The sequence below is a fragment of the Bacillus cereus group sp. BfR-BA-01522 genome (genome assembly GCF_022662635.1).
Classification (GTDB): domain Bacteria; phylum Bacillota; class Bacilli; order Bacillales; family Bacillaceae_G; genus Bacillus_A; species Bacillus_A cytotoxicus.
The window spans coordinates 210,706-231,067 of sequence record NZ_JAKUDY010000002.1 but is presented as its reverse complement, the minus strand read 5'-3'; the positions used below and the strand labels follow the sequence as shown (position 1 = coordinate 231,067).

Below are 20,362 nucleotides of genomic sequence, written 5' to 3'. Positions count from 1 at the left end.
GAGGTTTCTCTAGCTTTGCACGTGTTTCAAATATCCTCTTTGCGCGATTATAAAGTAAATCGCAGAAGCTAAAATGTATGAACCAATTACAATCGCACCTGATTTCCATAAATCAATATAAAGCATTTTCCCTAACGTATGAAGAGCAAATCCACTATGAATTGCACCAATTAAAATTGGAATAAAGAAGATAACGCCCATTTGTCGAATTGCAATTTTACGAATTTCTTTATCTGTCATACCAATTCTCTTTAACGATTTAAACTGAATACGATCTTGCTCTTTATCATTAAACCACTTAAAGTATGTCATGCTACAAGCGAAGAAGAAGAACAGTACTGCTACAAAGAAACCGATGAACATTGTAATTGCTCCACCTTCTCTTATATTTTTATAAGCAAACACTGAGTTTTTCAATTCTCCTTGCTTTTCTGGCGCAATTTCCTTTTTTAAATCTAATACAAGATCTTCTGTATTTTTCCAATCTTCAATATAATAACCATAATATTTCGTCTTTTCTTCATCTGGTACAAGCTTTTCATATTTCTCAAAATCTTGATCATTCACAATGAGATATTCACTATCATTAAAAACAGAAAATGAAGTTGGGCTATTTAACTGAACAGACTGTTTTTGTCCGTTAATTGTAAATTCATACGGTTTCGTACGATCTATCTTCATCATATCGTTCGCCATATCCATTATGACCATCGTTGCACTACCTGGTGCATTATGAACTTCTCTAACTTGCTCTCTCTTTTGTTTACGTACTTCCGCGTTATATTCTTTTTCTGAAATAATCGTCATCGGTACTTTATGTTCTTTGTTAAACATCGTTACTTTCTGTGTTGCCGGTAGTTTTACGTAGGTTACTTTTCGTGCCTCTTCAAACCCATGTTTTTTTACAAGCTCTTGTACTTTTTCATCATTAATAAGGCTATGCGTATTTAATCCTTTTTCCTCATACGAAATAGCATGCGGGGTACTAGTTACTGTCTTATAACTCATATCCTCAAAATATACGTAAAGCGTACCAACTGCTGAAGATACAACCGCCGTAATAATAGAAATTACAAATAGAAAACGAGCATTATCTTTCATTTTATAAATAAGATTGCTAAGTACGAACATATTTGGATATGTATAAAAAGATTGTTTTCGTTTTTGCAACGCTTTTAATACAACTGTACTTCCTTGTGTAAATAGTAAATACGTTCCGCCAATTGTCAGTCCTACAACCGGTAAAAAGAGAATGATAAAATTCAGAACCGTTACTTGGAAGCTAAGTACATATGCAGTAATAATACACCCTATACCAACTACACATAACCATGTAAATGCAAACGGCTCTACTTTTTGTTTTCTTGCTTCTCTTAATAAATCAATAATTTGCAAGCGCCCTACTGTCCAAACACTAAACAATGATAATATTAAAAATAGAATAAAGTATACACCCGCTGTAATCACAACTGCTTTACTATTCCATACGAGTGGAAGTGTTTTATCTATTTTTAATAATACGCTTAATGCTTGAAAAAATAATTTTGAACAAAGCATTCCAATCCCAATACCTATTACAATTGCGATACTACCTAACATAAGTTGCTCTAATATAATCATTCGGCCTAGTTGGGATTTTGTTCCACCTATTAATGTTAATAGACCAAATTCTTTTTTTCTTGCTCGTAAAAATGTTGAATTTGCATATAAAATAAAGAGTGCTGAGAAAATGACTACAATATAGTTCATCGATTCTAACCCTTTTGTAATCATCGTTCTCATACTAATATTACCGCCTACGACATCTGGATGATAAATAAAGGAAGCATACATGAAAAATACGATAATCGATAAACAACTACTTATAAGAAACGCTTTATAATTACGCCAATTTCCTTTTACGTTATTAAGCGCGAGCTGGCGAAAGTTCATGATATTCTCCTCCTAGCATCGCGAGTACGTCTAGAATTTCTTGGAAAAAGGCTTGTTTCGTTCTTCCTTTATGTATTTCTGAGAAAATCTCTCCATCACGTATGAAAAGGATACGTTCACAATAACTAGCAGCTACTGGATCATGCGTTACCATTGCAATCGTTACTTTCTTGTGCTCATGTAAATCTTGCAATGCACTCATTAATGATTTCGCTGACTTCGAATCTAAGTTTCCAGTTGGCTCATCTGCTAAAATTAACGTCGGTTCATGAATGATTGCTCTCGCAGCCGCTGCACGCTGTTGTTGTCCGCCTGATACTTCATATACTTTTTTATTTAAAATTTCTTCGATGCTTAAAAACTTCGCAATTTCAAGTACTTTTGCATCAATTTCATTTACGGATTTCTTCGCCATTACAAGTGGTAAAATAATATTTTCTTTAATCGATAACGTATCAAGTAAGTTAAAATCTTGGAAGATGAATCCTAAATGTGTACGGCGAAATTCTGCTAACTTTGCAGCACGCATTTGATTAATTTCTTCCCCATTTACAAGCACATGACCTGAAGTTTGCTTATCAATTGTCGCTAATAAATTTAAAAGCGTTGTTTTCCCGCTTCCTGAAGGACCCATAATCCCTACAAATTCGCCTTCTTCTATTTTAAAATTTATATCATTTAAAGCAGTCGTCGCTACTGAGCCTTTCGATTGGTACACCTTCGTTACCCCTTTTACTTCAAGAACACTCATTTCTAATCCCCCTATATGTTTTCTTCTTACATTTACTATAAGAAAAAGAAGAAAAAAAAACGAGTGATTTCCCTTACAAAACATTTTGTTATCTTACAGTTTTGTCATTTTTCTCATTAATGTATGATATTCTTCATCTTTTGCAAATTTGAACGTAAATGTCGTTCCTTCCCCTTCAGCAGATTGCACATAAATACCATGATGCAAATTATCACAAATTTCCTTCGTAATATATAAACCCATCCCAGTCGCTTCTCTCGTTTTCCGTCCATTTATTCCCGTAAAGAATGGATCAAATATGCGCTTCACGTCTTGCTCTGGAATACCGATTCCATTGTCTTTAATATGTAATAACACCTTTTGATTTTTCTCTTCAATTTGAAATTGAATTTCTTTTTTCTCTACTTCTGAAATTTTTGTATATTTCATTGCATTTAAAACAATTTGACCTATAGCAATGCTTAGCCATTTTCTATCAGATGCAATCATACAGGTATCTTCCTCAAACATCACTTTCGGAAATACAGACGATTGAATGAAGGATTTTCGATTTTCATTAATAATACCTCGCACGACCTCTATAACATTTACTACTTCTACTTTATAATCTTTCGCAAACTGTTCTAGCCTTTCCATATGTAACGCTAAATCTAAACCATTTAGTATGCGGTTATTTTCCTCACGAATACTTTCAACTGTTGCTCTCGCTTCACGATGCTCTTTACCAAACTTCTGCAACAATAATTCAATAACAGATACTGGTGTTTTCATTTGATGAATCCATTGGTTCATAAATATCATTTGCTGCTCTTCTTTCGCATGCTGTTTATGAACTTCATTCATATATTGCTGTCTGAGCAAAGTAAAGGCTTCAACGACCATCTCTTGCTCTGACGTATAAGATTCATCAATAAGTAAAGAATCATGTAATGTATTTCCGCCAGCAACATATTTTTCAATTCTCTTTAAAAACACACTTCGTTTTCGATAATCGTAAATGAGGTATACAGTAAACACAACAGTACCTAATAAAAGCCCATATAACCACGTACTCCAGTCAATTGATCTTTTTTCTAACAGACTTTGCAACTGCAATACGAGTCCAAATAAACAAAGGCTTACAATATAAGATAAAATTAAAGAAAAGCGATCTATTAGGTACGTTTTAACCTTCATGTCCTTCGCTCCACTCTGTAAGAAGCGCATAACCATATCCACGTTTCGTTACAATTGCATTTTTAATGCCTAACTCCTCTAATTTCTTCCTTACTCGCTTTACATTTACTGTTAATGTATTATCATCAACAAAAGCTACTTCATCCCATAGAGCTTCTAACAACTCTTCACGCGTTACATATTGATTTGCTTGTTTCATTAAACACTCTAATAAGTAAAATTCATTTTTTGTCAGTTCCGTTTGTTGCCCCTGCCACTCTATAATGTGCTGAGATGGGAATAACAACAGTCCATTTACACCTAAACAATCATTCTCTGCCGCAGAAGCATACTCCCCATACCCACGGCGAAGTGCACTTTTTACCTTTGCCATGACGATATCTAAATGAAATGGCTTTGTAATATAATCATCCCCGCCATTCTCAATCGCCATTACTTGATCCATTTCTCCTGTTCTCGCAGAAACGAAAATAATCGGTGCATTCGATACACTGCGGATTTGCCGACACCAATAGAAGCCATCAAAATAAGGTAAATTAATATCCAGTAATACAAGATGTGGATTTACTTTTACAAACTCATCTTTTATATGACGTAAATCATTTGCTCTAAATGATTGATAGTCATATCTTTTTAAATGTTCCTCTAATATTCCCGCAATTTTCTCATCATCTTCTACAATTAATATTTTATACATGTTCTTTTTCTCCCCATAAAAGAATTGTTCTAAAATTACTCCTTTTTCCATTATAAATTGAAAATTTATTTGGTGGGGATTTTTTCCTTTATAAATCTTACTATCGCAATAAAAAAAGACTGCCATATTTCGGCAGTCTTAGTCGATAAATTCAAATTCATATTCAAGAATTTTTACAATATCTCCATCTTTTGCACCACGTGCACGAAGCGCTTCATCAATACCCATTCCGCGCATTTGACGAGCGAAACGACGTACAGATTCATCACGTGAGAAGTCTGTCATTTTGAATGTTTTCTCGATATCATAACCAGAGATAACAAACGTGCCATCACTTTCACGTGTAATTTCAAATTTAACACCTTCCGTCTCAAATTTGTACATTACACTTGCTTCCGACTCATCCACAACTTCATGTACTGGAAATTCTGGTGTTGTTTCTAATAAGTTCGCTACTTCAAACAGTAAGTCACGAACCCCTTGTTTTGTTACAGCTGAGATTGGGAAGATTTTTACTTCGTCTCCCACTTTCTCTTTAAATGCTTGTAAGTTTTCTTCTGCATCTGGCATATCCATTTTATTTGCAACAACAACTTGTGGACGCTCTGTTAAACGCAGATTATATTCTTTTAATTCATTATTAATTGTGACATAATCCTCATATGGATCGCGCCCTTCTAAACCAGACATATCAATGACATGTACGATAACGCGTGTACGCTCAATATGACGCAAGAACTGATGCCCAAGTCCAACACCTGCATGGGCACCTTCAATGAGCCCTGGAAGGTCAGCCATAACGAAGCTGCGATTATCACCTGTTTCGACAACACCAAGGTTTGGCACAATGGTTGTAAAGTGATATTCTGCAATCTTCGGACGCGCTGATGATACGACAGATAATAGCGTTGATTTCCCAACGCTAGGGAATCCAACAAGTCCAACATCGGCTAACACTTTCAGTTCTAAGATAACATCACGTTCTTGGCCCGGTTCACCATTCTCAGCAATTTCTGGAGCTGGATTTGTAGGAGTCGCAAAACGTGAGTTACCACGACCACCACGGCCACCTTTAGCAATAACTGCTGATTGTCCATGTGTGACTAAATCAGCAAGAATATGACCCGTTTTCACATCTTTCACAACTGTCCCTGGCGGAACTTTTACGATTAAATCATCAGCTTTACGGCCATGTTGGTTTTTGCTCATACCATGTTGCCCGCGGTCAGCCTTGAAATGACGTTGATAGCGAAAATCCATTAATGTACGTAATCCTTCATCTACTTGGAAAACAACATCTGCACCTTTACCACCGTCTCCACCTGCTGGACCACCTTTTGGAACATACTTTTCACGACGATACGCAACCATCCCGTTTCCGCCGTCTCCAGCTTTTACGTATATTTTGACCTGATCTACAAACATTATTTCACCACACTTTTTCAATTGGTTGTAATATAACCGAGACTTCATCATCTCGGACTGTATAGAAAATGGAACACCATTCATTTTTTTCATTTGCAAGCCACGTTTGTAACCTCTCTACATTCGTTAGCTTGCCACGAAAATCAAAAAAGAAACGAGCATTCTCCGCGTTACATTCAATTGTAATACAAACATAATTTTCAACATAAACGTCTAAACTATGCTGAAGCATTGAGAAAAATTCTTCCGTCCATATGCACACTACCTCATCAAGATGAGATAAGTTATGTAGTTCTCCTAATACTTCATACTCCAATAAGCACGGTTGCTGTTTCCAATTATATGTTAAAATCCATTCTGAAAATAAAGGCATAGATAACCCTATCAGATTAGATTCTTGTCTCGCTTCTTGGACAAAATGATCGATGAGCCTATGAATCTCTTCCACTCTTCCAAGGGAAAGGTTTCCTTTAATCATTTGGATGCGATTGAGCCAATCATGTCTTGCATGACGCAACGCATCTATAATTGTCCATTTTTCTTTCATTCAGATGCTCCTTAATATAGAAAAACTCTAACCTGCACTCAGGTTAGAGTTTTCCGTGAGTTTCTTATGCTTCTTGAGCAACAGGATATACGCTCACTTGTTTGCGGTCACGGCCAAGACGCTCGAAGCGTACTACGCCGTCAACTTTCGCGTATAAAGTGTCATCGCCACCACGACCAACGTTAACACCTGGGTAAATTTTTGTACCGCGTTGACGGTAAAGAATTGAACCACCTGTAACCATTTGACCATCTGCGCGTTTAGCACCAAGACGTTTTGACTGAGAGTCACGACCGTTCTTTGTACTACCTACACCTTTCTTAGATGCGAAAAACTGAAGATCTAATCTTAACATATATTACACCTCCCGTACTTTTTCTATTAATCGGATATATTTTCCGTAATCAAGTTCAATCGTCTTAAGTGAAACAACTAATCCCTCTAACAGTGTTTGTGCCTTTTCCATCGTATGAGCGTCTAAATCATTAGGCAGTTCATACGTTAAAAATCCACCATCACTTCCAAGTTCAATCGTTGCCTCTACATTACAAAGGACTTCCACAGCATTTATAGATCCGAACACAACCGCAGTTGTTCCAGCGCAGACAAGATCTTGTCCATGCGGCGCATAATCGGCATGCCCAGTCATTTTAAATGATTGGATATTTCCTAATTTCGTACGATTAATCGTAATTTTAATCATCTTAACCAGAATTAAGCGTTGATTGCTTCAACAACTAGCTTAGTGTAAGGTTGACGATGACCTTGTTTTTTACGATTGTTCTTTTTCGCTTTGTATTTGAAAACGATGATTTTCTTAGCGCGACCGTGTTTTTCAACTTTCGCAGTAACTGTTGCACCTTCTACAACTGGGCTACCAACTTTTACGTTTTCGCCACCAACGAAAAGAACTTTGTCAAAAGTAACAGTTTCACCAGCTTCAACATCTAATTTTTCAATGTAGATTTCTTGACCAGCTTCAACTTTGATTTGTTTGCCACCTGTTTCGATAATTGCGTACATACTTGCACCTCCTCATAATTACTAAGACTCGCCAACACGAGGTAGACATAGACTGTCATTTGTACACCTGCATTGTGCGGTTGTAGTATATAGCCATTTAGGTGCTATAAACTATAACATAAAGATGTTACCACGAATCATTGACTATTGTCAACAAATGTTCTACTAACTATTTTTCCTATCTATCATCTCCTGCTTCGTTCCAAACCTAATAAGTGCGTACTTTTCCATTTCTTCCTCTTTAAAATAAATTTGAAATGGAATATTTTTTTGCAATTCTTTTTGTAAAAATATTTTTTGCACAGCTTTCGGCGCTGCAATAAGCACCGCTTCATCTTCCATGTGACTATACGAGAGCAGTTCTCTTTCTAGTTCATACGCAATTGTTTCATTTGAAATACTATACCCTGTTGCCATGCATTTCGCACAATCTTCTAATAATATATCACGCAGTGACTGTTTCTTGCGCTTACGTGTCATTTCTAAAATGCCGAGCTCGGTAAATCCAAGAACCCTCGTATATGTACGGTCATCCTGCAAAGCTATTATTAATTTCTCGCGTATTCTCTCCTGATCTTCTTCTTTTTTCATATTGATAAAATCAATTAATATCATTCCCCCAATATCACGTAGTCGTAACTGACGAGCAATTTCTTCAACAGCTATTTCATTTGTTCGTACAACTGTATCTTGTAAATCTTGTTTCCCAGTAAATTTCCCAGTATTTACATCAATAACTGTCATTGTCTCCATCTGTTCTATAATTAAATAGGAGCCATTTTGTAACCAAACAATTTTTTGTAATGCTTTTTCGATCTCTCTCTCGATACCATAATGACTAAACATGGATGACTTTTCACGATAGAAAAATACTTTTTCTTTACCTAGCTTATTTTCTAACTCCCTTACCGGTTCTCTTGAATCTACAACCACTTTCTCAATTGATTCAGTAGGGTTTTCTTGAAATATACGATCTAAAAAAGTAGCTGGGCGATGAACTAATACCGGTGCCTTTCCACACCTTTCTTTTCTTTTTAGTTCTTCAAATAATTGTTGAAAGTGTTCTATTTCAGCTTTTATATCAGCCGTTGTTCCTTTCTCACATGCCGAGCGAAAGATATATCCTCCTAACCCTTCTACCTCAATTGCAAACAAGTCTTTCCGTTTTTTTTGACTTTTTATTTTCCGGGAAACGGCACGCATTTCATCATAAGGCATATAAACAACATATTTCCCGGTAAATTCTATATTCGCTGTTAATTTAGGACCTTTTGTGTCGATTGCTTCTTTTACTACTTGTACAAGTATAGCTTGCCCCTCATGAACTCGGTACGCCTTTGGAACATCATCGTAAGAAAGATAAGCATGTTTTTCTAAACCGATATTTACAAATGCCGCATTCATACCAGCAATCGTTCTGACAACACGTCCAACATAAATGTATCCAACAATTTCTTCGTCCCCATTGCGGTGCCACGAAAGTTCAACAATCTTTTGTTTTTCTTCTATTGCCACTCTCTTTTCCGAACCTGTATAGTTAATATATAACGTCTTCAAAATACCTTCCTCACTTTTTCATTTTTTCTTCTTACATTATAAAAGGTTAGTGTCATCGTCAACACTAACCGATTAACTCTTCCACAGATGATGTTGTGCGCTTTTCAGTGAAATATGCATACAGCAATTCATTTTCATCCAGTGTATAATGCTCTTTATATTTACCATGTACAATAATTGAATGTTTATAACCCCTTCGAAACTTTGTAAAAATCGTATATAACCGATCCTCTCTATTTACTTCAATAGGAGAAATCTTTTCAATTTCGCGCTTATTTCCATAGTAACGTTCTAATAAAAAGCGTATAAATGCATATCTTCGTTGCTTCCATTCTTGATACAACGAAATCGCTAAAAAGAGAAGAAGTACCCACATCATAATATTATTCTTATTCCAAATCAGTTGCCACCCTAATATTACGCTAAAAAAAACACATGATATTTTCATCATTTTGTCATGTGCTTGTAAATAAGGAAATTGATGCGATAATATATTAAAGACAATTTTCCCACCATCAAGTGGCCAAATAGGAAGTAAATTAAAACTTAAAATAATGACGTTATTCCACACAAAAAATTGATACAAATCTTGAGGAACCCACCCAGTTTTATAATAAACATATGCCATGCCAATCATCCATGCATGTTGAATTGGCCCTGCTATCATTACAACGAGCTCTTCCTTCAAAGGTTTATTTCCATGCTCTTCAAGTTCTGCTACACCACCAAACGGCAAAAGCTGTATTTGCTTAATTCTCCATTTGTAATGAGCAGCCGCAAAGGCATGGCCTAGCTCGTGAATGAGAACAATAAAAAACAAAAGTAATAATTCTTTAAAACGTGCCGTAAAAATACCAACTGCTATAACTACCCAAAACAATGGATGTATTGTAATTTTAGACAGTACTTCCCTATATTTAATCAAATGAAATCACCTGAATTGGATCAATAAATTTTTCATTCTTTTTGATTGCAAAATAAAACTTACCATTTTTATTTTTGTCATCATTACTCACTGTTCCAATTTTTTGTTTCTTTTCAACATAATCATATAATTTCACTGACATTTCTCCTAAATTGCCATACCAAGATTCCGTACCATCTGCATGTTGGATTTCAATCGTATTCCCAAGACCCTCTTTTTTTCCAGCAAAAATAACGACTCCTTCATTTACCGACTCAACCGTTGCACCTGTAACTGTTTGCACAAGTACACCTTGCCCATTTTTTTGAAATCCTTCTGTCACTTTTCCTGAAGCTGGAACTGCATAGTTTTTTTGTTGTGTATTTTGCTTCTTCTCACTCGCAGGTAAGAAAGCTAGTGGCTTTCCAAAATGGGCCTCGTACCATTTTGACACGGCAGCGAACTGAAATTCCTCCTTCATTACTTTCGTTACAACGACTCGCGCTCCATCAAAAGACGGAGGGGCATTTTTAAATAAGATGGCCACTGATAACACCAATATAGCTGCTAATAACACTTTAAATAAAAAGATATCCTTACGAAATAGAGGGTGAAATTCCTTCTCTCCCTCTTCAATTAACAGCGTTTCCCCATTAAAATCTTCACCTGAAAAATATTGTTCTTCCTCTAACCGCTCTTGTTCCTCTTTCCTTTTTGCAATCCGCTTTCGAATTTCTTCTATACGTCTATTTTTCATCTTTTCTCCTTCCTTTTCGACCTTTTGTTCAAACTGCAAAACAGCTACTATCGTGCAGCCATATAATTTTATATAGTTTGTACATATGTATGAACGCTAAAAGAAAGATATTCATGAGAAGAAAAAAGAAAGCACTCCGCATATATACGAAGTGCTTTTAACGAATTCCGAAGAAATTCTTTACTTTTGTAAAGACAGATACCTTTTCTTGCTCGAGCGTTTGTAACGGGACATTTTCCCCTAACAAACGTCTTGCAATATTCCGATAAGCTAATGCTGCTTTTCCGTTTGGTTGCAGCGCAACAGGTTCACCTGTATTCGTAGCTCGAATGACATCATCATCATCTGCAACAACCCCGAGAAGCTCAATTGATAACATACGTACAATTTCGTCCACATCTAGCATATCTTGCTCATGCAACATGTGACTGCGTACACGGTTAATGATAAGTTTCGGCGGCTCAATATCTTCTTTTTCTAAAAGCCCGATAATACGATCGGCATCGCGCATAGAAGATACTTCTGGTGTAGTGACAACAATCGCTTTATCTGCACCTGCCACTGCATTTTTGAATCCTTGCTCAATACCAGCAGGACAATCAATTAATATGTAATCATAATCTTGACGTAATACTTGTATCAATTCATCCATTTGTTCAGGTGTTACCGCGGATTTATCACTCGTTTGTGCTGCAGGTAATAAATAAAGCTCATCAAAGCGCTTATCTTTAATAAGAGCTTGAGGTAAGCGACAACGCCCTTCAACGACATCAACAAGATCAAATACAATCCGATTTTCTAGCCCCATGACTACATCTAAGTTTCTTAGTCCAATATCCGTATCAATTAAACATACCTTTTTTCCGGATAATGCCAAGGCTGTACCAATGTTTGCAGACGTTGTAGTTTTGCCTACCCCGCCTTTTCCAGATGTAATTACTATTGCCTCTCCCACAGCTATACAATTCCCCTTTCTAACTTTGTTAAATTAGGTCTAAGATGAGTGAGAAGTTGCAGGCGATCGACAACAATGTGATTGTCCTCATTAATATATGCACATTCTGCCGTCTCTGCTCCGTCTTCTTTCTCTTCCGGAGCCCGCGTTGTCACATCACTTATTCGGAGCTGCATCGGATTCATGACGGATGCCGCAATAACAGCATCTTTATCTCCATAATATCCAGCATGTGCAATTCCGCGCAAGGAGCCAACGACAAAAATATTCCCCCCAGCGATAACCATTCCGCCTGGATTAACATCTCCAATTAATAATAGATTACCTTTTACATGCAAAACTTGACCTGAGCGAACAATTTTGGAAATAGGGACAATTTCTGTTTCTTCTTTCCAAGCGATAGCTTCTGCCTTGGTGATTACATCACTTTCAATGGAATCCACAACAAGGTTTTTCTTATTGCGAATTAAGGTACGAATTTCTTCTTGTTGTACCTCTGTTAAATATCGATTCCCTACCTTAACATGTACTTCAATTAATGAACGCCCATCACCATCATAATAATGAGTAGATAGTTTTTCGTCTAATTCTTGCAGTAATTCAGTAAATGAACAGCAATCATCTAAATGAAGTGTTAGTCCATCTTTCGTCCCTTTTATTGTTATGTTCTGTTGCTTTTTTTCGTCCACTAAAGTTCACCCCACCGATTCAATTCGACATAAACTCAGAAAATCCTTTTTTCTCTTTCTTCCATCGCTTTTGATAGACGTACAAGATATCGTCTCAGTGGGAAACAAACTATCAATAAGAAAATTCCATTTAACAATACGGTAGCAAGGAGACGATCTGTGAAAAAAATATTTGCTGGCACATGAATACGTCCTAATAACGATAAAAATCCATATACATAATACTCTAATGCTACTATTCCTGCCAATACGATAAAAGAAACAATAAATAGATTCAACTGTAAGATCCTCATCGTACTATAAACAAGATACGCTAAAATCGGATAAGCAAATATGTATACACCAACTAGCTCTGTATATACAATATCAAATAAAAAACCGAATAACAGCCCATAATAAACACCTTGAAGAGGGCCGTAATAAACAGTAATAAAACATAGGATAATCATAAAGAAATGCGGTACTGCTATCGAATTTTTCCAAAATAGTTCCGTTGGCACAACCGTAGCAAACATATTTTCAAATAAAAAGAAAAAAAGAAGCAGAAGAGGAAGAATTGCTCGTTTTAAAATCATCATCTCTTCTCCCCCTTACTGTTCTAATTCTGCTGAAGGTTTCACTCTTTTTGCAACCATTACTTGGTTCACATTATTTAAATCCGCAGCAGGCTTTACATAAGCTGTTTGAGTTAATCCGTATGCATCCGGTTCTACTTCTACAATTTCCCCAATAAGCAAGTTTTCAGGGAAAATATCACCAAGACCAGATGTGACAACCATCTGTCCTTTTTCCACTTGTGCACTTGATGAAATCTTTGTAAAAAGAAGCAATTGCTTTTCTTTATCGTATCCTTCAATTAACCCAGAGATGTTCTCTTTTTGTCCTTGAACAACAGCTGAGACACGATTGGTACGGTTCATAGAACTTAGCAATTCGACTGTTGACGTAAATTGAGACGCGCTCTTCACACGCCCTACTAAGCCTTTGGCAGTTATAACTGCCATATCTTTTTTAATTCCTTGCTGAGCTCCTTTATCGATGCCAATTAAATCATACCATTTGTCTGGGTTACGAGAAATAACAGTTGCATGAGTTGGCTTATAGTCTCTAAGCGAATCTTTCGCACCAATTACTTCACGTAACTCTTTATTTTCTTCTTCAATCCTCTTTAAATCTGTAGATAAAGTCGCATACTTATCTAATTTTTCTTTTAACTGTTTATTTTCTTCATACGTGCGCTTTATATCCTCTACATTTTCGAAGAATCCGGCAACATAACTCGCTGGCTTTTGGAATACACGTTCTACAACACCGACAGTATCTTTTACAAACTGCTCTGGCCATGTTAGACTCTTCCGTTCTTTCAATGAGATTCCAATCAATGCCACGAGGAGAATAATACTAACTAGCAAAACAATTAATCTTTTGTTCAAGAAAAACTGTGGCACGTTCACACCCTCTTAATTTCATTGATTTTGTATTTGAAATATTAACGAGCAGTTTTGAAAAGGTCAATATTATCTAACGCTTTACCTGTTCCAATCGCTACGCAATCCAACGGATTTTCCGCAACTAAAACTGGCATTTTCGTTTCTTCACTAATTACCTTATCCAAATTACGAAGCAATGCACCGCCACCTGTTAATACGATACCACGATCCATAATGTCCGCTGCTAACTCAGGTGGTGTTTTTTCTAATGTATTTTTAACTGATTCTACAATTGCATCTACTGTATCTTTTAAGGCTTCTGCAATTTCTTCCGGCTTAATTAACACTGTTTTTGGTAAACCGCTTACTAGGTCACGACCACGGATTTCCATTGGTTCTACCCCTTCTGGTTCTCCAGCAGATCCAATTTCCACTTTTAAAGCTTCCGCTGTTCTTTCTCCAATCATTAAATTGTAGTTCTTTTTAATGTATTGAATGATAGAATCGTCCATATCATCACCAGCGACACGAACAGATTGGCTTGTTACGATACCACCTAGTGAAATGATTGCAACTTCTGTTGTACCCCCACCGATATCAACAACCATACTACCAGTTGGTTCCCAAACAGGTAGGTTAGCACCGATTGCTGCTGCAAATGGTTCTTCAATTGGATATGCATCACGTGCACCAGCTTGGCGAGTTGCATCGATTACCGCACGTCTTTCAACCGCTGTAATACCAGATGGAACACATACCATTACATAAGGCTTACGAGAGAAAAATCCATTTGATTTTTGTGCTTGTTGAATATAATACTTCATCATTGTTGCTGTCGTTTCATAATCAGCAATTACACCATCTTTCATTGGTCGCAAAGCTACGACATTACCTGGTGTACGACCAATCATTTGTTTTGCGTCACTACCAACCGCAACGATTTGCTTCGTATCAGTTTGCAATGCTACAACTGAAGGTTCGCGTAATACAACACCTTTTCCTTTTACGTATACAAGCGTATTCGCTGTTCCTAAGTCTATTCCAAGATCACGAGTAAAACCACCAAATCCAAACATGTCATCTATCTTCCTTTCTCATCTTCACGGACTCATTTTCTTACTTTATATTTATAATAAAACAGTACGTTTTTATATTTTTCATTCTTTACTATAGACGTTTATCTACAAAAAACTCATAAAACACATTATAAAACAAAATAAGTAAAAAGAATAGTCTTAAATATGACCTTTTTCCCTTAAACTAACAAATTTATGGTCACCTATAATAATATGATCGAGGACTTCAATTCCAATAATCTTACCGCATTCTACCAATCGCTTTGTTACTTCAATATCTTCACGGCTTGGTGTAGGGTCGTAGGGTAGGGAGCATGCGCCTTACTTTGTTCCCAAAGCAGATTTCATAGTCCCCCCCTCAGAACCGTACGTACAGCTTTCACTGTATACGGCTCGCCAGTTGATTAATCGGAATTTGCTTCTCATGATGGTCATGATAGCATTTAAAGCATAGGACGATTGTTTTCCTTTGGCATTCAATCATCATCTCGTCCAAATACTTTAAATTTCGTTCTTTTTCCAGTTCTTTAGCTTTCTAATGTAGTGAACTTCCATCTGACCTTTTGTTGTACCGCACGCTTCACATCTATTTGCCAACAAACGCTTTTCAAAATCCGTTCACCCAAAATATTTCATTGTATTCACGTATGAGTCTATTTCTGGTGTATCAACTTTAATCGCACCCTTATGTTTAGGCAGGTCTTTTAATTTCACAAACTGATAAAGTTTTTCATTGTTATGTTGATCTTTTCTTACTAGACAAAGTACTCCTTGTTTGTGGGTTCTCATGCTTGTAGCCACTTTCATTGAGGTGCTTCTACGTTTATTAGCTATGGTTTTGATGAAACTACTCTCCGCTAAATAAAACAACTTATCTAAATGATGGTAATTATTCGCTAGCTTGTAGTAGTTTGCAATTCCTCGCAGTTCAGCGTTATAGGTACACAGAATCTCCAACTCTGAATTATTAAGCAGCTTTGCTCGATGTATACTTTTGAAATTATCAAGATTACCATATCCGTTTTTTATAGCAAATTCTTTCATTTTCTTTTTGGGAATTTCCAACTTAATTGCTCTTGAGAGAGCCCTCTGTTTATGGTTTTTATACAAGACCCTAGTCCTTTTTATTTCATTCCACTTACGAAATTCATATCCAAGAAAGGAAATTGGATTCTCCAAGTGGTTGATAAGTGTTTTTTCTTCACTTAATTCAAGATGCAGTTCTTGTTTTAGAAAATTCTTTATCGTTTCTTTTATATTCACTGCACAATCTTTGGAACCAGCTATCCCTATTACAAAATCATCAGCATAACGAACATACTTCATTTTTTGATAGTCATTATCCATAGGATTGACAGAGGAAATACCAATCTGTTTGCGCTTTAACTCTGCGATAGTTTCTATCACTTTCTCTCTGCCTTTCCATAATCGATGCCCTGTTCTGTCATCTAAGCTTTTGACTTTTCGAGAAAGCGAACGGATTTCCGAGTGTATTTTAGTATATTCTTTATTTCTCGCCCTTAATTTCTCTTTATCAAACTTCTCTATTTGCTTTTCCAAAAATATGTCAAACTCATGAAGATAGATATTAGCTAATAAGGGGGAGAGAATACCGCCCTGTGGTGTACCGCTGTATGTTTTTTGATAAGTCCAGTTTTCCATCACACCACTTGCAAGTGCATTGTGGATAAGTAGAAGAAAACGATGGTCATTCATTCTTTTTGAAATAAGATTTATGAGTACAGAATGGTCAATATGATCAAAGAAGCCTTTTATGGCTCCTTCTATACACCATGTTAATCCCTTCCATGTGTTCTTGATTTGGGATAATGCTGTGTGACAGCTTCTCCCTTCTCTAAATCCATGAGAGTTATCTGAGAATGTTGGTTCATAAACATTTTCCAAAATCATTCTCATTACTTCTTGTACCAACTTATCTTTAAAGTTCGGAACTCCTAGAGGTCTCTTTTTACCGTTTGCTTTTGAAATATAAGCTCTTCTTACAGGTGCAAAACGAAACATCCCCTTCTTGAGTTGGTCAATGATTTCATCAATCTTTTGTAAGTAAAAACCATCGATTGTTTCTTCAGACGTTCCTTTTGTTAGATTCCCTGCATTCGGATATAGCTTTACGTATGCTTTAATCCATAGTTCTCTTTTATACATCAGACGGTAACAATCTGTTATTATTTTACCATTTTGAGAAGCTTTCCTTATAACGTCCAACTGATGAAATGGATTTGTTGCCATATTCATGACTCCTTTCTCATTGACGTTAACATCAACCTGTCTCCCTTCCCCTTGCTAAACTCATTACAAGCAAACGTTGAGTACTATGGAGACTCCGTTACCGTATGCAATTTTCATAGACCTATGTCTAATAGCCAATTGGCGCTTGCACTTAGGCAATCCCTGCATTATGACGTAATTTTAGATACGTGATGATTAGGTATCCCTTTCGACGGTTTCTTCTAGTGGAAGATTGAAGGACAAACCTTACTATGGGCAGGGCTCAGGCGATACCCAGCAGACATAGCGAAGAAATGTCTCCCATTTTGTCCTCATTGCCTGTTAACTATCGTAGACAACGGCGCACCCATCGCTCATTCGTCTAGGATTCAAGCAGTGTAGCTTTTACCATGCATCACTTGGTCTGAAGAACTGACTCGACATTAGATAGTTTTGTCGTCTTTTCTCCTTTTCACATCATGCTATGTTCCCTCTATAGGTTTCCCCTCAAGGTAAGATGCTGACCATAGAACATTGTAAGGAGTTCTAGTTTTCTAAGAAAACGCTAAAATTACGCACCTTGCAGGCGCACTCCTGAAGGATGATTATGCAGACATATAATAGAGGCAGCTGCGCGGCGAAAAGCTTCTTTAAACACCTCACGCGGATGAACAATTGAGGCATTTAAGCTGCCAATAAACACCGTCTGCCGATGCATGACTTGATTCTTTGTATTTAAATATAAACAAACGAAATTCTCCTGCTGTAAAAAACGCATTTCTTCCATCATATAACTTGCACAATCTTCCGGACTTCGAATGCTATACCGATGCTGGTACTCTAAACGCACCATTCTTCTCCCGAGTTCGAAGGCGGCGATGAGTTGAGAGGCCTTGGCTACTCCGACACCATGAATACTTGTTATTTCTTCCATCGTAGCATCTCTTAACATTCGCAAACCATCAAAATGGCGTAAAATTTTGTCTGCCAATGTTAATACCGATTCCTCCTTTGATCCTGTTCTTAGTAAAATCGCCAGAAGTTCCCGGTTTGATAAACTACTTGCTCCTTCCGAAATTAAACGTTCACGTGGTTGTTCTTCCTTCAAAACATCACGAATACCGTTCATCTTGTCACTCCTTCTTATTTTTTCCGCAAAGAAAACCCCATGCAAATTCACGCATGGGATGCACCGCTATCAAACTGTTTCAATTCGCGAACGAGACGTGCAATCGGCAAACCTACTACACTGTAGTAGTCCCCTTGAATATGCTGAACAAAAATAGCGCCTTTCCCTTGAATACCATAACTTCCTGCCTTATCAAGCGGCTCTTTTGTTGCAATGTACACATCAATTTCTTCTTCTGTTAACTCCCAGAATGTAACTTCTGTACGCTCATAGAAAGTAACTGTTTTCTCCTTCGACATAAGGGCAACACCTGTATATACTTCATGTGTTTTCCCAGATAAAAGTTGCAACATCTCTTTTGCTTCTGCTGCATCCTTAGGCTTTCCAAGAATACGCGAATCATATGTAACAATTGTATCTGCACCTAGTACAATACTTTCTTCATGTGTTTCTGCTACGGCAGATGCTTTTTGTAAAGCTAGCGCCATTACAATATCAGCTGGTGATGAATATGCTCCTATTGTTTCTTCCACCTCGCTCACAACAACCTCAAACGGAACATTTGCAAGTTCAAGCAGTTCTTTTCGACGAGGTGATCCAGAAGCTAAAATAAATTTTTTCATATTTTCTCCTTTCTGTCTTACATACAGCAGAACCATATAAAGTGAAACTTTAATCAGTGGGGATTTTCTTCATCCCCTACTGATTATGAGCCCTCACCAATCGGGCTGTTATGGGTAGCCCTACTCCCACCCATCATTCTTGCTTCTTTCTGAATCTTGAGGTGGGAATCTTACTGCCCTAAAATAGCGGGATAAATTAATCGTATCAAATGAATATCATTCCCACAAATTATAAAAAAACACTTTCTTTTTGAAACATACATACTTCTACTAAATTAAATTATTATGTTCCCCGCAGTAATAAAGCGCTTTTACCTATTATGACATCCAAAAAGAAAAGAAAGAAGCATATATGCACTTCTTCCATTCTATTATCATAATTATTTCGCTTTTTGGGAAACAATTTTTTCATAGGAAAGCAAACCATCAATCACAACTTGATTCAGTTTTGCTACTGTCGATTTATTTTGCTTTCCTTCCTTAATTGTCTGCACTGCTACAGATGTATACGTATATAATTTCTTTACATCATTCCGTTTTATTTCCGCCCCTTCCTTTTCAAGCCCTTTCCATTCTTTTTCGATGGCAGCGATTTCTGCTTGATTTCCTTTCTCCCCAATTTGGGTACTGGATACATATTTTATAAAATGACTATATAAGGACTGTAACTTACTAAGAAAAATACCAAGCTCTTTATCATTTTTCAACAACGCCTTATCTGTAATTTCCCAATTCTTTTTCAAAACAGGTATACCGTCATTCTTATATTGTTCCATTAACTTACCTGCAGCTTTTTCATCACTCATAATCCCTGCAACGAGTGCATATTTATCTCCATTTGGCTTAAGAGCAGCGATGCGACCATTCTCTTTCCACTCTTTCACAGCAGCCTGTCCTTTTTCTTCTGACGAATATAGCCCCCCTTGTACAAAAAACAATGTAATTGGCGCTAATGCTGCATTTGTATTCTCGACTTTTGAAGCACCTTCTTTCTGTTCTTCCATACTTGTTTCTTTAGGCTTTGTTTCCGCCGTATATTGTTGTGAGGTCATTGCAGTGTGTTCTTCCCTTGCGCCTTTTCCCGTTAATAAATGAAGCATTCCCATCCCTAGCGCTGTCCCCATGATAATTGCAGTCGCGATCGTAAAGACCAGAACATTGCTCCATTTTTCCCGAAATGTCTTGATCTTCGAAGACTTTACTTGTTGAAAAGGGACTACATTTTGCGGCGTTTGACTTTCCACTACCTTCCAATCAAATTCATCCACTCCCTTTTGCTTTTCTTCATACTTTGCTTCTGTTCCGTTCACTTTAATAGAGATTTTCCGTGATTGCTTGTCCATACTATCACACCTCGCCTCTTATCATTGTCCGCATCATATCATATTCCATTTACAAATAAACAAGATATTTGTCAAAAAGATTCGTCAAATTGCCCTATATAGTTACTTTATGTATATGT

19 protein-coding genes, 3 pseudogenes and 1 other annotated feature are annotated in these 20,362 nt (G+C 36.8%); all 22 genes and pseudogenes read right to left on the bottom strand.

The window, feature by feature from the left end; all coding sequences use genetic code 11:
• Positions 1-9: 9 nt before the first annotated feature.
• A complete protein-coding gene (locus tag MR059_RS03795; protein ID WP_012095611.1) occupies positions 10-1,932 on the bottom strand; it encodes an ABC transporter permease in 1,923 nt (640 codons plus the stop codon).
• The gene (locus MR059_RS03790; protein WP_012095612.1) at positions 1,907-2,683 is read right to left on the bottom strand and encodes an ABC transporter ATP-binding protein; all 777 of its coding nucleotides are present in this window, start codon (positions 2,681-2,683) and stop codon (positions 1,907-1,909) included. The genes MR059_RS03795 and MR059_RS03790 overlap by 26 nt, the downstream gene beginning before the upstream one ends.
• A gap of 93 nt (positions 2,684-2,776) precedes the next feature.
• Entirely contained in the window at positions 2,777-3,859 is a 1,083-nt protein-coding gene (locus MR059_RS03785; RefSeq protein ID WP_012095613.1) for a HAMP domain-containing histidine kinase, read from the bottom strand.
• Entirely contained in the window at positions 3,849-4,556 is a 708-nt protein-coding gene (locus tag MR059_RS03780) for a response regulator transcription factor (RefSeq protein WP_012095614.1), read from the bottom strand. Before MR059_RS03780 ends, MR059_RS03785 begins: the two co-directional genes overlap by 11 nt.
• A 138-nt stretch (positions 4,557-4,694) precedes the next feature.
• Positions 4,695-5,981, bottom strand: coding sequence for a GTPase ObgE (gene obgE, locus MR059_RS03775; protein ID WP_012095615.1), 1,287 nt, complete (start codon positions 5,979-5,981; stop codon positions 4,695-4,697).
• Between the two features lie 4 nt (positions 5,982-5,985).
• Positions 5,986-6,528, bottom strand: coding sequence for a Spo0B C-terminal domain-containing protein (locus MR059_RS03770; protein WP_012095616.1), 543 nt, complete (start codon positions 6,526-6,528; stop codon positions 5,986-5,988).
• A gap of 64 nt (positions 6,529-6,592) precedes the next feature.
• Positions 6,593-6,883 carry a 50S ribosomal protein L27 gene (rpmA, locus tag MR059_RS03765; protein WP_012095617.1) on the bottom strand — a complete coding sequence of 97 codons (291 nt, stop codon included), beginning with the start codon at positions 6,881-6,883 and terminating at the stop codon, positions 6,593-6,595.
• 3 nt (positions 6,884-6,886) lie between these two features.
• Entirely contained in the window at positions 6,887-7,231 is a 345-nt protein-coding gene (locus MR059_RS03760) for a ribosomal-processing cysteine protease Prp (RefSeq protein WP_012095618.1), read from the bottom strand.
• An 11-nt stretch (positions 7,232-7,242) separates the two neighbouring features.
• Positions 7,243-7,551, bottom strand: coding sequence for a 50S ribosomal protein L21 (gene rplU / locus MR059_RS03755; protein WP_000270908.1), 309 nt, complete (start codon positions 7,549-7,551; stop codon positions 7,243-7,245).
• A 14-nt stretch (positions 7,552-7,565) separates the two neighbouring features.
• Positions 7,566-7,643, bottom strand: a sequence feature (ribosomal protein L21 leader region).
• 73 nt (positions 7,644-7,716) lie between these two features.
• Positions 7,717-9,108 carry an Rne/Rng family ribonuclease gene (locus MR059_RS03750; protein ID WP_012095619.1) on the bottom strand — a complete coding sequence of 464 codons (1,392 nt, stop codon included), beginning with the start codon at positions 9,106-9,108 and terminating at the stop codon, positions 7,717-7,719.
• Positions 9,109-9,172: 64 nt separating this feature from the next.
• Positions 9,173-10,033: a M50 family metallopeptidase gene (locus tag MR059_RS03745; RefSeq protein WP_012095620.1), complete on the bottom strand. Its 861-nt coding sequence runs from the start codon at positions 10,031-10,033 to the stop codon at positions 9,173-9,175.
• Positions 10,026-10,769 carry a M23 family metallopeptidase gene (locus MR059_RS03740; RefSeq protein ID WP_012095621.1) on the bottom strand — a complete coding sequence of 248 codons (744 nt, stop codon included), beginning with the start codon at positions 10,767-10,769 and terminating at the stop codon, positions 10,026-10,028. Before MR059_RS03740 ends, MR059_RS03745 begins: the two co-directional genes overlap by 8 nt.
• Before the next feature lie 157 nt (positions 10,770-10,926).
• Positions 10,927-11,724, bottom strand: a complete 798-nt coding sequence (gene minD, locus MR059_RS03735) for a septum site-determining protein MinD (protein WP_012095622.1) — start codon at positions 11,722-11,724, stop codon at positions 10,927-10,929.
• A 2-nt stretch (positions 11,725-11,726) separates the two neighbouring features.
• Complete coding sequence (gene minC, locus MR059_RS03730) at positions 11,727-12,413, bottom strand: septum site-determining protein MinC (protein ID WP_012095623.1); 687 nt, start codon at positions 12,411-12,413, stop codon at positions 11,727-11,729.
• A gap of 35 nt (positions 12,414-12,448) precedes the next feature.
• Positions 12,449-12,991: a rod shape-determining protein MreD gene (gene mreD, locus MR059_RS03725; protein WP_012095624.1), complete on the bottom strand. Its 543-nt coding sequence runs from the start codon at positions 12,989-12,991 to the stop codon at positions 12,449-12,451.
• 12 nt (positions 12,992-13,003) lie between these two features.
• Positions 13,004-13,861 (bottom strand): rod shape-determining protein MreC, encoded by an 858-nt coding sequence (mreC, locus tag MR059_RS03720; protein ID WP_012095625.1) that lies wholly within the window; start codon positions 13,859-13,861, stop codon positions 13,004-13,006.
• 41 nt (positions 13,862-13,902) lie between these two features.
• Positions 13,903-14,919, bottom strand: coding sequence for a cell shape-determining protein MreB (mreB, locus tag MR059_RS03715; protein WP_012095626.1), 1,017 nt, complete (start codon positions 14,917-14,919; stop codon positions 13,903-13,905).
• Between the two features lie 159 nt (positions 14,920-15,078).
• Positions 15,079-15,219, bottom strand: a pseudogene (locus MR059_RS03710) (JAB domain-containing protein); the annotation flags it as partial.
• Positions 15,220-15,298: 79 nt separating this feature from the next.
• Positions 15,299-17,169, bottom strand: a pseudogene (locus MR059_RS03705) (reverse transcriptase/maturase family protein).
• Between the two features lie 571 nt (positions 17,170-17,740).
• Positions 17,741-18,277 (bottom strand): annotated as a pseudogene (gene radC / locus MR059_RS03700) (RadC family protein); the annotation flags it as partial.
• 47 nt (positions 18,278-18,324) lie between these two features.
• Positions 18,325-18,900 carry a Maf family protein gene (locus tag MR059_RS03695; protein WP_012095630.1) on the bottom strand — a complete coding sequence of 192 codons (576 nt, stop codon included), beginning with the start codon at positions 18,898-18,900 and terminating at the stop codon, positions 18,325-18,327.
• A 380-nt stretch (positions 18,901-19,280) separates the two neighbouring features.
• A complete protein-coding gene (locus tag MR059_RS03690) occupies positions 19,281-20,243 on the bottom strand; it encodes a stage II sporulation protein B (RefSeq protein ID WP_012095631.1) in 963 nt (320 codons plus the stop codon).
• Positions 20,244-20,362 lie beyond the last annotated feature (119 nt).